This is a genomic window from Pseudoalteromonas prydzensis (assembly GCF_001661495.1).
GTDB lineage: Bacteria > Pseudomonadota > Gammaproteobacteria > Enterobacterales > Alteromonadaceae > Pseudoalteromonas > Pseudoalteromonas prydzensis.
In genome coordinates this window covers 648,687-663,770 of the sequence record NZ_BDDT01000001.1, presented here as the reverse complement: position 1 = coordinate 663,770, position 15,084 = coordinate 648,687, and the positions used below count along the sequence as shown (strand labels likewise).

Here is a 15,084-nt window from a genome sequence, read left to right as displayed (position 1 = left end):
AGGCACTTTAGTTAAGTTATAACTAACTGCTTAGCATAAATTGCTGTATAATTTGCGACCCTTGATAATGTGGCCGCAGGTTATACAGCATGAATTTTAAATCTTTTAGTTTTGCCCCTGAACTTCTTCAGGCGTTAGATGAACTTAACTATCACACCCTTACGCCCATTCAACGCAGTGCCATTCCGGCAGTGCGTAAAGGCAAAGATGTTTTAGCCAGTGCCCAAACAGGCACCGGTAAGACAGCTGCATTTGCGTTACCTATTATTCAAAAATTATCTGAAGTTGAATACACAAAAACCAATGCGCCTCGTGCCTTAGTGCTTGCACCAACACGTGAGCTTGCAGAGCAAATTGCCAATAATTTTACTGATTTTGCTAAATATACCAAGCTTAAAGTTGTGAGCTTATTTGGTGGTGTAAATACTGCTGGTCAGGCAAATGGTCTAAAAGCCGGCGTAGACATTGTTGTCGCAACGCCAGGGCGTTTACTGGATCATATTCGCTTAGGTAATTTGAGTCTTGCCAATGTACAGCACTTAGTACTTGATGAAGCTGACCGTATGCTAGATATGGGCTTTATCACTGATATGCAAACCGTGATCAATGGCTGTGCTGAAGATCGCCAAATTTTGTTGTTCTCTGCAACATTCCCAGCGGCAATTAAACAGTTTGCTAGTAAAGTACTCAAGCAAGCTGAAATTGTTCGTGTTGATCAAACAAATAGTACTGCTGCAACCGTTCACCATGTGGTATATCCTGTGGAAGAGCGTCGTAAACAAGAGTTGTTGTCTGAGCTTATTGGTAAGAAAAACTGGCAGCAAGTGCTAGTGTTCGTCAACATGAAAGAGACGGCTGATGAGCTAGTTAAAGAATTAAACCTAGATGGTATCCCTGCTGCTGTGTGCCATGGCGATAAAAGCCAAGGCAACCGCCGTCGCGCTTTAAGTGATTTTAAAGCGGGTAAAGTTCGCGTATTAGTGGCTACAGAAGTTGCCGCTCGCGGGATTGATATTGATGACTTACCACGTGTAATTAATATTGACTTACCATGGCTTGCTGAAGATTACGTACACCGTATAGGTCGTACGGGGCGTGCCGGTAAACAAGGTCAAGCAATTTCATTTGTTAGCCGCGAAGAAGAAAACATGTTGTTTGAAATTGAAACTTTGATCGGTCAAAAAATTCAGCGTGAATATTTGCCGGGTTATGAAGTAAGCAATCGTGAAGTATTGATTGATAAAATTGGTAAAAAACCGTCGCATCTACGTCGCAGCCATTCAAATAAACCATCTGGTCAAGCAACCGGTGAAGCGCGAGCTAAGAATCGTGCTCGTATTTCTGGTGTGCGTAAGTCACTTAAGGGTGAAAAATTAAAGCTTAAGAAATAACACTTAGTTATTTTAAAGTATAAAAAAGCCTGAGTAATTCAGGCTTTTTTATATCTAAGCTTTTTTAGCTGTGTTTCTCAAGCATAGATAGCGCCAGTGCTTCAGCGGCTTTTATGCCATCAATACCAGCCGATAAAATACCGCCAGCATAACCGGCGCCCTCACCAGCAGGATATAAGCCTTGAGTATTGACACTTTGCATGCTTTTGTCGCGTTTAATACAAATTGGTGATGAAGTACGGGTTTCAACGCCAGTTAATAAGCCATCGTTCGATGAAAAACCACGAATTTGTTTGTTAAAGGCTGGAATTGCTTCACGAATGGCATCAATTGCATACTTTGGTAACACGTTAGCCAGATCAGTCAGTTTAATACCCGGCGTATAAGACGGTTTTACATCGCCTAAATCACTTGAATCTTTACCCTTTAAGAAGTCGCCAATTAACTGGGCTGGGGCATCATAGTTGCTGCCGCCTAGCGCATAGGCTTGCTCTTCTAATTTACGTTGCAGATCAATGCCTGCAAGTGGGTGGCCCGGATAGTCTTCATCAGGTGAAATCCCCACCACAATAGCGCTGTTGGCATTGCGCTCATTACGTGAATATTGGCTCATACCATTAGTAACAACACGGCCTTCTTCAGAGGTTGCTGCAACCACAGTACCGCCTGGGCACATACAAAAGCTGTATACTGTACGACCATTATCACAATGATGCACCAATTTGTAATCCGCGGCGCCTAAAATTGGGTTGCCGGCATTAGGGCCAAAGCGGCATTCATCGATCATCGATTGTTTATGTTCGATTCTAAAGCCCACTGAGAACGGCTTGGCTTCAACGTAAATGCCTTTGTCGTACACCATTTTAAAGGTATCACGGGCACTGTGGCCTACCGCTAGCACCACATGACGGGTATTAAGTTGTTCACCCGTAGAGAGTTTTAAGCCAGTGACTTGGCCATCATCAAGTAAAATATCATCAACACGGGTGCTAAAACGGATTTCACCCCCTAGCGCTTCAATGCTGGCGCGCATTTTTTCAATCATAGTCACCAGCTTAAAAGTACCAATGTGTGGCTTACTGACATACATGATCTCTTCAGGCGCGCCTGCGGCAACAAATTCAGTGATCACTTTGCGGCCATAATGTTTTGGATCTTTAACTTGGCTGTAAAGTTTACCATCAGAGAAGGTGCCTGCGCCGCCTTCACCAAACTGTACGTTTGATTCGGTATTGAGCGTACGTTTGCGCCAAAAGCCGAAAGTGTCTTTAGTACGTTCACGTACTTCTTTGCCGCGTTCTAGAATGATTGGCTTAAAGCCCATTTGCGCCAGTATTAAACCCGCAAACAGTCCGCAAGGGCCAAAACCAATTACCACAGGACGTTCTTGAATCGTTGCTGGTGCTTCAGCAACAAATTTATAGCTAGTATCTGGCGCGGGTTTAACATGTTGGTCTTTAGCAAACTGAATTAATAGTTGTGCTTCGTTATCAACCTCAATATCGAGGGTATAAATAAGTAAAATGGCGGTTTTTTTACGGGCATCGTAACCACGTTTAAAGACATTAAAGCTATGGAGTTGGCTGTTATCAATGCCAAGTTTAGTGATAATTGCTTGCTTTATGGCATCTTCGCCATGATCAAGAGGTAGCTTTATTTCTGTTAAACGTATCATATTTAATCTCTGTCAGGTGTCTTAGCAGTCGCTGGTGCGCTATGCTCACAATAGCTGAATATTTTACGTTAATTTAAGCTGCGATGGCAGCGATTATTTATTGTATTTTGACTGTGGTTGGGTATGATCCCTTGCTGTAATTTAAGCTATGTTAGGCAAACGTAAAAATGGCATTTGTAGTCACTGAAAACTGTATAAAGTGTAAATACACCGACTGTGTAGCAGTGTGCCCAGCAGATGCTTTTTATGAAGGCCCTAATTTTTTAGCCATCAGCCCGATTGATTGTATTGATTGTGGGTTATGTGTGCCTGAATGTCCTGCTGAGGCAATCTACCAAGAAGATGAATTACCTGACTCGCAAAAGGAGTTTACTGAACTCAATGCTGAGCTTGCGCTTATTTGGCCGCGTATAACACATGTAAAGCCAGCCCCAGCAGATGCTGATACATGGAACGGTGTAGCGGATAAGCTAAAGTTAATAGAAACCTAATCCTTTCCTCCTAAATATATAATAATTGTTATATATTTTCATTCAAACTATTAACAAATGTACCTGCGTGAATTACAATTCGTCAGCTTATTTACTCATTAAGAGTAATTTAAATTTTAAACGGATGTTTATGCAGTATCTAAAATTAATAATAAAGCCATGTACTCTTCTTTTTTTGTTGTCTTTTTCTACACTTTTTAGTGAACTGAGCCAAGCCTCTGAAAAGCAACATTTTAGCTTAGCACATATTGATCAAGGTATTGACCTTGATGGTCAGTTGAGTGAACCTCATTGGCAACAAGCCACACTAGTGCCATTGCGTTATCAAAATGAACCTAACGAGAAAGGCGCGCCACCGGTAAAAACGGACGCTTATGTCTACGAAGACGGCAACTATTTATATGTTGGTTTTGTCGCTTATGATGATGATCCGAGTCAAATTCGTGCTGCACTTCGCGACCGTGATAGTTTATGGAGTGATGATAACGTTGCGCTCATGATCGATACTTTTAATGATGAACGTACCGGCTACGAATTTTACGTAAACCCGCTGGGTGCGCAAGGTGATATGCGCATGACAGATACCGACGGTTGGAGTGAAGACCCATCGTGGGATGCGATTTGGGATAGCGCAGGGCAAATAACCGAGCAAGGTTATGTGGTTGAAATGCGCATTCCGTTTACAGCCCTGCGCTTTCCTAAAAATAAAGCTGATATGACATGGGGGTTTGCGCTGTGGCGTAATTACCCGCGAGAGGTACTTTATCAGTTGTCTAATGTGGGTTTTGACCGTGATGTGAAATGCAGCTTTTGCCAGTTTGATAAAATCACCGGCTTTAATGCCATGGAGCCCAGTAAAAATATTCAATTAACACCGACCTTAACCGCACTTCGTAATGATGTAAAAGAGGCTGTCCCTGGGGATTGGCAAAATGGTGATATTGATACCGAAGCTGGACTCGATTTACGTTGGGGGATCAGCCAAGACGCGGTTATCAATGCTACCATTAACCCAGATTTTTCGCAGGTAGAGACAGACAGTTTAGAGTTAGACGTAAATACTACATTCTCTATTTATTATGCTGAAAAACGCCCGTTCTTTTTAGACGGTGCGTCATATTTTAAAAGTAGCCTATTCGAACTGCTTTATACCCGTACAATTGCTGAGCCAGACTTAGGGGCTAAAATAACCGGGAAAACGGATGCACATAGCTATGCGTTTTTGTACGCTGATGATGAAAATACCAGTATTTTATTACCCACCAACCAAAGCTCTGGCTTTGCTAATTTAGCCGAAAAATCAAAATCATCAATTGGGCGTTACCAGTATGATCTAGGTGAGCAAGGCACTATAGGGGTGATGAGCACCCACCGTGAAGCAAATGATTATCACAATACTGTATTGTCTGTGGATGGCAGTTATTGGTTTAATCAAACCGATAGTGTGTTGTACCAAGTTGCAACTTCAGACACTAAAAACTCTGCTTTTTTAGTCGATAATTATGGCTTAGAGAACAATCAATCAGATCAAGCTTATATGCTCGAATTTAGCCGTGAGAAACGAGATTATAAGCTATTTGCTAGTTATGAGGATATTGGTGAAGATTACCGTACTGACGTTGGCTATCAAGCAAAAGTGGATTATAAAAAAGCGTTATTAGGCGGTGGGCAAACTTGGTACTTAGATGCCAGTGAGATGATAACTGAATATTCTTACAATCTGGATTGGGATAAAACCTGGGCACAAGATGGCAGCTTGCTTGAGGAAGAATATGAAGGTTATATCTTTTTAAAAGGGCAATTACAGTCATCCTTAGAGTTTGGTTTGATCCACCGTAATGAGAGTTATTATGGTAATTTCTATAACCAAAACATTGGTTATATCTACGGTGGTTTTAGTCCAAGCAAAGATTTACGCATTACGCTTTACAGTGAATTTGGCAGTAAAATTGATTACAGCAATGAGCAGTTAGGTGATTTATTTACCATAGAGCCAGAGTTGACGTGGGATATAAATGATCACTGGCAAGTGCAGCTGGAGCACAGTTACAGCCGTTTAGATAACCCACAAGGTGATAATGTTTTTACTGCGAATCTGACTGATTTACGTGTTTATTATAAATTTAACATGCGCTCGATGCTGAAATTGATTTTACAGTTTGAGGATATCGACCGTAATCAAAACGCTTACTATACCAATGTTAATAGCATAAACCGAGATTACGGCAGTCAGCTGGTTTATTCCTATAAAATCAATGCACAAACATTGTTTTACTTAGGCTATTCAGATAAAGGCTACCAAGACGATTCATTAAAGAGTGTAGAACGTGATCAACGGACTTTCTTCACTAAACTCAGTTACGCATGGCAGCTGTAACAAATACTTTAATAATAACAAACTGGAAATATAAAAATGAAACTACTTAAACTTACCGCAGCAGCTATTGCTGTAGCAACATTAGCTGGCTGTGCCGCAAAACAAGATGTTAGCCGTTTTGAAGCCGAGCGACCTAAAACAGTGTGTATAGCGGAGCACAAGCAAGTAAAAGAGGGCGTTGTTACTGCGTTACAAGAAGGTTTTGCAAAGCATAATGTAGAAACAAAAGTTATTACTGCAAACTATGTAATGAAGCATCAAGCATATCAAACTGATTTTGAGCCAGTAGATGCACAAGGCTGTAATGCAGTGGCATTTTATGTAGCGAATTGGCATTGGGATCTCGCGCTTTATATGTCGTATGCAAATATCTGGGTTAAAGATGTTGAGCAAGCAGATACAATTGCACAGGCAAGTTATCGTGCTGGTGCAGGCTTAGATAAGTTTATTGACGCAAAAGAAAAAATTATCGAACTTGTAGATGCTATGTTTATTCAAGTTGAAGAGCAAAAAGCAGCAAATGATAAAACAAAAACTGCTATCTAATTAGTCGAGAGTTTAAATGCAGCCCCTGCTTTATAGTTGGGGCTTTTTTTTATCTGAGTTGTAAAGTATTAATGGAGTCGGTTTATTAAAGCTCATTAAAATAAAAATGCCAGCAAGTGCTGGCATTAAATGTTAATCCGGTTTATGGCGTATAGTAAGTTGGCGAACCTGGCCCTACTGGCAGACCAAATACAAACACCCACAAGTAAAACAGAGCAACCCACCCGACAAAAAAGATCATACTGTAAGGCAGCATTGTGGCGACAAGAGTGCCTATGCCCATGTCTTTTTTGTATTTTGTTGCTACCGCGAGGATCAAGCCAAAATAACTCATCATTGGGGTGATCAAATTAGTGACTGAGTCACCAATACGATAAGCTGCTTGAATGGTTTCTGGGGCGTAGCCTATTAGCATTAACATTGGTACAAAAATAGGGGCCGTTATTGCCCATTGTGCAGACGATGAACCTAAACTTAGATTTACAACTGCGCACATTAATATAAACAAAACAAACACTTCTGGGCCTGTTAAGTTTAATGCTTGCAACATGGCTGCACCATTAATCGCTAAAATAGTGCCTAGGTTTGTCCATTTAAAAAACGCTACAAACTGTGCGGCAAAAAATACCAATACAATGTACATGCCCATTGAGCTCATACTTTTACTCATGGCGTTGATCACATCTTTATCATTTTTCATGGTGCCAACGATGCGTCCGTAGACAAAACCTGGGATACCAAAAGTGATAAAAATAAATACAACAATGCCTTTTGAGAAAGGTGAATGAGCAAATAGTCCCGTTTCAGGATGACGTAAAATGCCATCAGCTGGAACAATTGTCCAAGCCAATAAAAGAGACACTAATAATAATGATACACCAGCCCATTTTAGGCCAGATTTTTCTTTGGCTGTGAGGCCTTCTATATTATTTTCTGCTAGATCGGCGCTGGCCTCGTCTGGGTTGTATTTCCCTAATCGTGGCTCGACAATTTTCTCAGTAACCCAAGTGCCTAATACAGCGATTAACAGCACCGATATCATCATAAAATACCAGTTTGCTTCAGCGCCTACTTGATATGTAGGATCTATCATTTGAGCCGCTGGTGTGGTGATACCTGCAAGTAGCGGGTCGATTGTACCAAGTAATAAGTTAGCGCTATAGCCACCAGAAACACCCGCGAAAGCGGCAGCCAAACCAGCGAGTGGATGACGGCCTAAACTATGAAATATCATCGCTGCCAGCGGAATGAGCACCACATAGCCAAGCTCTGATGCGGTATTAGATAAAATAGCAGCCAATACGACCATAAAGGTGACTAAACGCTTTGAGGCGCCCATCACCATGCCACGCATTGCCGCAGAAAGTAACCCTGAGTGTTCAGCAACGCTAACACCCAATAAAGCCACAAGTACTGTGCCTAAAGGGGCAAAGCTAGTAAAGTTAGTAACAAGTCCTGTTACGATACGTTGTAATCCCTCAGCACTTAGTAGGCTGACAACTTCAATTACTCCATCAGGTTCACGACCTGCAGAGCCAACTGGGCGTGGATCAATCGCACTTAAACCAAACCAATCAGCGATGCCACTGAATAAAATAATGGCTACGCAAAATAACGCAAATAAAGTGATAGGGTGGGGTAGCATGTTCCCCAAAAACTCAACAGAGGCTAAAAATCGGTTAAATAATCCCGATGGTTTAGCTTCATTGGTTGAGTTGGCTTTGTCGACGGCTTCTGACATTGCAAGACTCTTAAAATAATAAATTGCCGCAATCTATCATTTTTAAGCTTGAGTATCATCTATAAACGGTGGTTTACCATTTAGGTACGATCAGCGACTGATTTTATTCAACAATACCTTTGAACAATAACGGATAGCGACGCAAGCGATTGCCTATATAGTCATCCGCGAGAATTTGCTGACAGATGTCTTCTATATCATCGGATGCTTCGAATACCCAGTCGAATCGCTCAATTGCAGTTAAAAAGCCTTTTTTAAGAAATCGCTGCTTACGATACTCGTCAAGATTACTTTTAATAATACCAAGTTTGCAAGGATCAGCACGTAATGATGAAACCACTTTAGATATAAAATCTGTATGCTTGTTATAACAGGCCGATGAGCGCTGACGGCGTACTCTGTTAAAACTCATATTTACACTTCGTTAAGTATATTTTCTATCTTTTTGAGAAAGTCATCTTTGTGTTTGTCATGTTCATAATCGAGATGATAAGTATTATGAAAACCAAACCGTAATTGCACGCCGCTACCCTTGAGATAAATGGTGTAGCCGTCAATATCTGAAAATGCAGTTACTCCTTGATAATGCTTGCCATCCTCGCATGCTTCACCATGTTGAATAATATGCTCGTAAACTGACAAAATCTCTTTTGTTTCAATGTCATTTTTCATAATTACTCCAATATTACGTTTATCAATCGATAATACGAAACCAAGTCATATTAAGTTTATAGTATGTGATAATAAATGCCTGAAAAAATTTGCTATGTCGCAAAATTACAATCAGGGTATTTAGCCATCATGCTAAAGTGTATTTATTTTAGGGAGAACAACGATGAAATTTAATTATACTACGCTGCTACTGTTGGTTTTGTGTTTTATAAGCTCTCACAACGTGCTGGCAAATGAAGAGGACTTAGTGTTAAAAGATCAACAAGGTGAGTTATTCGAGCTGAGCAAAATTGTTGGTAACAAACCTGTTTATTTGAAATTTTGGGCGACCTGGTGCAAACCGTGTATGCAGCAGATGCCGCATTTTCAACATGCCTATGAACAATATGGGGATACGATTGATACCATAGCAATCAATATTGATCTCAATGACGGCCCCGCTGCAGTTGCTGCGGTGAAAAACCGCTTTAATTTAACCATGCCAATCATGACGGATGATACAGGTAAGGTGGCTCAACATTATCAGTTTATTGGTACACCTTTTCATGTGCTACTGGATAAAACGGGCAAAGTTATTTTCCAAGGACACGAGGCAGATAAAGCGCTCGATAATACATTGCGGTTATTATCACATGATGGTGTGGTTGAAAAAACACGCTTGTTAGATGAAGCAAACAAGCAGGCAGCTATTGCTTTAGATATTCCTACACAAGGCTTAAAAGCGGTGCTCTTTACAGCAACCTGGTGTGATTGGTATTTAGCAGATACGCGCCCGGAAATGGCAAAGAATTGTGTTGCAGCTCAACAGCAAATGAACACGTTAGCCAAGCAGGGGGTAGATAGTGAAGCAAGAATTAGCCAACTATGGACAGATCAAGCGGCTGTGACAGAATACAAAGAGAAGTTTAACGTGAGTCACCCTTTAACAATTGATTATGGTAATGATTTATTTATCAATAATGAAATCAGTAAAGTACCGACATTATTAGTTTACAAAGACGGTAAAATAATAAATCGTATTACTGATTTCACAAGCTCAGTCAATCTACAAAATACACCATAATGTGCTTTGAAAACGTGTAAATCTAGCCTATGCTCTAGACTCATTCATTAGTGAGCTTAGAGCATGATAGATAAGGCGTTATTACTTAAAACTCGCGAATTATCAGATAGATTAATCGCCCTGCAAACACCGATCCGTATTTTAGATGCGATTAATTGGGATAAAAGCGTTAAAGAAGAGTTCTTTAGGCAAAAATGTCAAAAGAACCCTTTGGTCGATAAAGCCTATTACCAACAACGTGATTTAGGGTTTGTACCCAGTGAGTTGCGCCAAGCGTTTTCTGATTTAAATCGCAATATTATTAGTCAGCTCGGGCAACTCAACCCAATTACTCAGTATATGAGCAAAATGTGTGCTGAGTATAAAACTGTACTTAATATGCTTGAATATCGTGGCACTGCGGAGTTTCATGATTTGTCAGTAGAATTGTTTGGTCACCCAAAAGATCTTTTTCATGCGGGTGAACCATCGTTGTCAGAGCTTGCAAATATGCTTGAACTGCCACTTAAGAACCTGCTTGCTGCGGACATTTTACCGGATGATCCAAAAAATATTGATGCCGATGCTGCGGTTAAAATTCTTGCGGAGCAAGTGAGCGTCAGCATGCCTGGTATTGATGTTGAAGTGATCATCAGTGATGGAATAGTCAGTGATGCCGCAGCTGGCGCGAACAATATCAAACTTAATCAAGATGTGAAATTTTCACAGCGTGAGCTGGATATCCTTGAAGTTCATGAAGGCTGGATCCATGTTGGCACCACGCAAAATGGGTTAGCACAACCTTATTTAACCTGTTTGAGTAAAGGCACGCCAAGTTCAACGGTGACCCAAGAAGGCCTTGCGGTATTGACGGAAATCATCACCCTTAAATCAACACCACGGCGTTTAGCTAAGCTTGTTAATCGTATCCAAGCCGTTACTAAGGTAATAGACGGCGCTGAGTTTGTCGATATTTACCGAGACTATGTAGCGCAAGGATTAAGTAAAGATGAAAGTTACACCCTTGCGCAACGAGTTTTCCGTGGTAGTACTGCTACAGGTTTACCGTTTACTAAAGACATTGCTTATATCAAAGGTTTTGTGTTGGTGTATAACTTGATCCGTGTCGCCATTCAACTTGGCCGCATTGACCAACTGCCCCTGTTACTCGTTGGTAAGATTTCAATTGATGACTTTAGGCTAATATCACAGCTACATGATTTAGGCGTGATTGAAGATCCTAAGTTTGTGCCACCGCACTTTAAAGATCTACGCGGCTTAGCAACCTGGCTCAGTTTTGGTCGCTTTATAGGTAACCTGTCTTTTGAACAGTTAGAGAATGATTATAAACCGCTATTTTTATAGTGGTTATTTTCTATTTTAAGGCAGTAAAAACGCAGTTGAAATAAGCAACTGCGTTTTTGTATCACATAGCTAAGGACTTGATAAAATTAGTCAGCAAATGCATCTGCATTACGAAAGTTCAAACGAACTTAGCCCTTTACTTGTTTTTGTAAGCAATAAACTTTTCAAGTTCGTTGATGTTATCAATAAATACATTACAGCCTACTCAAGTGCATCACGAATATCCGCACCATGCTTAATTGGCGGATGTAAATAGTACGCTTAGCTGTTTGGCTGACAACAAAATCAACTTCACCGCTGTGACTAAGTCAAAGCTGGACCTTCTTTTAGTTGGACGCAAAAACAGCTGCGTGTGGTGCAGTGCAAAATGTAAGGCAATGCGCTGCTAAGTGAACTGAACTGTACTGTTGAAGTGCGGCTCTACAGTGAAGCACCATTAATGACGCGCCATTATAATAAAACCAGTGTTTACTTTCTGAAATAGAAAGATCAAACAAGTAAAGACGATTTTTTATTTTGTCGATAAGTAATATTAATCATTATAAGTCTCTGGTTTATAATAGGTCTTATAAATAGTCATAATTCGTGTAGCTACTTCAGGTTGAAAACTAGCATAGTGATACTGCTTGATGGGTTGGTGCATTTTAGCACTTTGCATGAGTGCATCTATTTGCTCAATCACTTCAGCGCCAACTTGGGTTCTGCTACAGGCAAAGTAGCCGCTATTGAACTCTGGGTATTCTATGATCTCACGGCTATCTAGTTCAGCATATTGCTGCGGTGTTAAAAAGTGTTTAACACTCATGTCATAGTCAATGATCATATCAACACGCTTGTGTAAGAGTAGTTTTGCTAAACGGGAAAAATCACCTGCACCAATTATGGGCACGATTTGATGTTGGTACATGGCCAGCATGCTATCAAGTTCTTGATAACTAGTAGATGTAAGAGTGGCAAAGGTGTACTTATTTGCGAGTAACTTTGAAATTGAAACTTGCTCAGGCAAATCCTTAAGCGTTTCTTTTAACCCAAATACTCTGCGTTGTAGGAACATAGAAGAAGGCATCGCAGAGAAAATAAATTGCTTTTCGCGCTGAGTTGTTTTCAATATGTTAAAACTACACGCATTGGTTTGAGTTGAGAGCTGCTTTAGCATCCGAGCGGCATTGGTTGTGTATTGCTCTACTTTAAATTTATGGCTGAGTGCTTGCGTAAAAGCAGCAAGGTAGCGTTCATCAGCAATAGATTTTTCTTCTTCGGTGAGAAAATATTCATAAGATAAAAAAGTAACAGCTTGCTTTGCATAGGCAAGGCTCGGCAGCATAAAAGCCAAGTAAATGAGTTGCAGAATTTTCATACAAGTTCCTTTTAGTTATTATTAAAATAACAAGAAACTTTAATTTTGTCTTTTAAAAAAAAGCCCTTGCGGGCTTTATATAATTAATTAACGTGCGTTGGTACTTTCAAAAATTTTATCGGCAGAAGCGGCAACAAAGCCAGTGTAAAGCTCGCCATCTGGCTTATTGTAACGAAGTGCAAATTCATAAAAACAGCTCGGTACACTCATCTTGCCATCGCTGAACTCTACGGCAAAATCATCAGCAAGGGTTGATGACTGTTCAAGTAAAACTTCTGGAGAACCTTTAACTTCACCCCCTGATGTATTAAGCGCAAAACCTGCATCTTTTAGTGCTTGGTTTACCGCTTCGATATTATCAAACTTTGCCAGTTCATTAATACTCACAGTAAAGTGGTTAGCACGGTACCCCCATGCTGACATCCATGCTGCATATTCACTTTCTGCAAGCAGTTTTTTATAGATTTCGGTGCTAACTTGCCAGTGAGTGCCTGAATATAAAAAGTCATCTGCAGTTACCGCTGCGGCATCGATATTTGCAACCATATCATTAACGATGGCTTGCAGCTCAGGTGAGCATTGCTCAACTAAAAGTTCTGAGATAAACACTTTTGGCTTTGTAGGATCGCTGTGCTCATAATGTTTAGCGTAAAGCTTTTTAGCTTCAAAGTGGTATTCGCCACATTCTTTATAGCCAACGGCTAAAAAGTGGGCTGCAAGTTTTTCAAGGCCAATGTGCTCATGGTTAAATGTTCTCAATGCAATGTGATCATTAATCACATCATCTTTTTGCGTTGAACCGAGTAATTCATGAACCTTAACCGCCGAAGGCGTAACGGATAAATAATTTTGCCATAGGTTGTCAAATAGGGCATTTACATCTGTGTGCATTTTTAATTCCTTAATTTGGTTTAAATGGTGTGTAGCCATTTAGTCATTATTTAATGATTAAGCCCGGCGCGAGGGTTTCTGGTAAATTTACTTTGTTTGCTTCAACAGAGGCAACAGGGTATGAGCAGTAATCAGCAGCGTAATAGGCGCTCGCTCTGTGATTACCACTTGCACCGATGCCACCAAATGGCGCAGCGCTTGACGCACCTGTAATAGGGCGGTTCCAATTTACAATACCAGCACGAATACGCTTTAAAAAGTGCTGGTAATCATCATTTGAGTCGCTCAGCAGGCCTGCTGATAAACCAAATGAGGTATTGTTGGCTTCATCAATGGCGCTGTCAAACTCAGTGTAGCGATACACTTTTATTAGTGGTCCAAAGTGTTCTTCATCTGGCATGTTTGTAATATTGCTTACATCAATGATACCAGGGCTTACAAAACCAGTGCCGACTTTTAAGTGTTTCAGCTCAACCAGTGATTTAGCTCCCATATCAATTAGTTGCTGTTGTGCGCTAACCATGCCAAGAGCTGCTTTTTCACTGATCATTGCTCCCATAAATGGTTGCTCTTGGGCAAAGCTATCAGCAACTTTAATATTCTTAGTGGCGCTGATGAGTTTGGCTAAAATAGCATCGCCATTTGCTGTGTTTTCAATAAATACACGGCGAGCGCAGGTGCAACGTTGCCCTGAGGTAATAAAGCCAGATTGAATAATATCGTGTACCGCAGCGTTGATATCCGCCACATCTTTGATGATCAGTGGATTATTGCCGCCCATTTCTAAGGCGAGAATTTTGCCTGGATGCCCTGCAAATTGCTTGTGAAGCAGATGACCTGTATTAGAACTGCCAGTAAAAAATAAGCCATCAATACCTTGGTGGCTGGCAAGGGCAATACCGGTGTCAACTTCACCTTGAATGAGGTTGATCACACCCGCGGGTAAGCCTGCTTTTAGCCAGAGTTCTAAAGTAAACTGCGCAACATGTGGGGTTAATTCTGACGGTTTAAATACCACAGTATTACCCGCTAAAATTGCAGGGACTATATGACCGTTTGGTAGATGACCTGGAAAGTTATACGGGCCAAATATCGCCACTACACCATGCGGCTTATGGCGAATAAACGCTTTGGCACCTGGCATTGGATTTTCTGTGGTTCCTGTGCGTTCATTGTGGGCTTTAATTGAAATAGCCACTTTGCCGGTCATTGCACCGACTTCAGTGCGCGTTTCCCACAATGGTTTGCCGGTTTCACGGGCAATAATGGTTGCAAACTCTTCGCTGTGCGCTTGCAACTGGGCAACAAAGTTTTCAAGTACCGTAATGCGCTCGCTAATAGGCGTTTGCGCCCAAGCAAACTGCGCTTTACGCGCTGCGGCAATAGCATCACTCACTTGCTCTTTACTGGCTGTTTTACCTTGCCAAATCGTTTCACCATTACTTGGGTTAACTGAAGTAAAGTCGTGACCAAGGCCGCTTTGCCATTGGTTATTAATAAGTTGAGTCGTTGTACTCATAAGGTGATTCCTTAACA

At 40.9% G+C, this 15,084-nt stretch carries 13 protein-coding genes; 6 read left to right on the top strand and 7 right to left on the bottom strand.

Annotated elements, in window-relative coordinates; genetic code table 11:
* The first annotated feature begins 89 nt into the window (after positions 1–89).
* Positions 90–1,391: a DEAD/DEAH box helicase gene (locus tag A7968_RS02740; RefSeq protein WP_064665032.1), complete on the top strand. Its 1,302-nt coding sequence runs from the start codon at positions 90–92 to the stop codon at positions 1,389–1,391.
* 64 nt (positions 1,392–1,455) lie between these two features.
* On the opposite strand, the gene A7968_RS02735 is transcribed toward A7968_RS02740, so the two are convergent.
* On the bottom strand, positions 1,456–3,066 hold the full coding sequence (locus A7968_RS02735; RefSeq protein WP_064665031.1) for an NAD(P)/FAD-dependent oxidoreductase: 1,611 nt from the start codon (positions 3,064–3,066) through the stop codon (positions 1,456–1,458).
* 167 nt (positions 3,067–3,233) lie between these two features.
* Between A7968_RS02735 and fdxA the strand changes: the two genes are divergently transcribed.
* The 3 genes from fdxA to A7968_RS02720 all read left to right on the top strand — a co-directional run bounded on the left by fdxA (position 3,234) and on the right by A7968_RS02720 (position 6,480).
* Positions 3,234–3,557 (top strand): ferredoxin FdxA, encoded by a 324-nt coding sequence (fdxA, locus tag A7968_RS02730; RefSeq protein ID WP_064665030.1) that lies wholly within the window; start codon positions 3,234–3,236, stop codon positions 3,555–3,557.
* Positions 3,558–3,687: 130 nt separating this feature from the next.
* Positions 3,688–5,934: a carbohydrate binding family 9 domain-containing protein gene (locus A7968_RS02725; protein ID WP_064665363.1), complete on the top strand. Its 2,247-nt coding sequence runs from the start codon at positions 3,688–3,690 to the stop codon at positions 5,932–5,934.
* 36 nt (positions 5,935–5,970) lie between these two features.
* Positions 5,971–6,480 (top strand): Sbal_3080 family lipoprotein, encoded by a 510-nt coding sequence (locus tag A7968_RS02720; protein ID WP_064665029.1) that lies wholly within the window; start codon positions 5,971–5,973, stop codon positions 6,478–6,480.
* 142 nt (positions 6,481–6,622) lie between these two features.
* Here A7968_RS02720 and A7968_RS02715 read toward each other — a convergent pair whose 3' ends face one another.
* From A7968_RS02715 to A7968_RS02705, 3 genes are all read right to left on the bottom strand, one after another.
* Positions 6,623–8,221 carry an AbgT family transporter gene (locus A7968_RS02715; RefSeq protein ID WP_064665028.1) on the bottom strand — a complete coding sequence of 533 codons (1,599 nt, stop codon included), beginning with the start codon at positions 8,219–8,221 and terminating at the stop codon, positions 6,623–6,625.
* 103 nt (positions 8,222–8,324) lie between these two features.
* On the bottom strand, positions 8,325–8,633 hold the full coding sequence (locus A7968_RS02710) for a hypothetical protein (protein ID WP_064665027.1): 309 nt from the start codon (positions 8,631–8,633) through the stop codon (positions 8,325–8,327).
* Between the two features lie 2 nt (positions 8,634–8,635).
* A complete protein-coding gene (locus tag A7968_RS02705) occupies positions 8,636–8,893 on the bottom strand; it encodes a DUF3081 domain-containing protein (RefSeq protein WP_064665026.1) in 258 nt (85 codons plus the stop codon).
* Positions 8,894–9,056: 163 nt separating this feature from the next.
* Here A7968_RS02705 and A7968_RS02700 point away from each other — a divergent pair, with 163 nt between their 5' ends.
* Positions 9,057–9,956 carry a redoxin family protein gene (locus tag A7968_RS02700; protein ID WP_064665025.1) on the top strand — a complete coding sequence of 300 codons (900 nt, stop codon included), beginning with the start codon at positions 9,057–9,059 and terminating at the stop codon, positions 9,954–9,956.
* Between the two features lie 63 nt (positions 9,957–10,019).
* Positions 10,020–11,300, top strand: coding sequence for a flavohemoglobin expression-modulating QEGLA motif protein (locus A7968_RS02695; RefSeq protein ID WP_064665024.1), 1,281 nt, complete (start codon positions 10,020–10,022; stop codon positions 11,298–11,300).
* Positions 11,301–11,832: 532 nt separating this feature from the next.
* Here the strand turns inward: A7968_RS02695 and A7968_RS02690 are convergent.
* The 3 genes from A7968_RS02690 to astD all read right to left on the bottom strand — a co-directional run bounded on the left by A7968_RS02690 (position 11,833) and on the right by astD (position 15,067).
* Entirely contained in the window at positions 11,833–12,657 is an 825-nt protein-coding gene (locus A7968_RS02690; RefSeq protein WP_064665023.1) for a hypothetical protein, read from the bottom strand.
* 87 nt (positions 12,658–12,744) lie between these two features.
* The gene (locus A7968_RS02685) at positions 12,745–13,548 is read right to left on the bottom strand and encodes a DUF1338 domain-containing protein (protein WP_064665022.1); all 804 of its coding nucleotides are present in this window, start codon (positions 13,546–13,548) and stop codon (positions 12,745–12,747) included.
* A gap of 46 nt (positions 13,549–13,594) precedes the next feature.
* Positions 13,595–15,067, bottom strand: coding sequence for a succinylglutamate-semialdehyde dehydrogenase (gene astD / locus A7968_RS02680; RefSeq protein ID WP_064665021.1), 1,473 nt, complete (start codon positions 15,065–15,067; stop codon positions 13,595–13,597).
* Positions 15,068–15,084 lie beyond the last annotated feature (17 nt).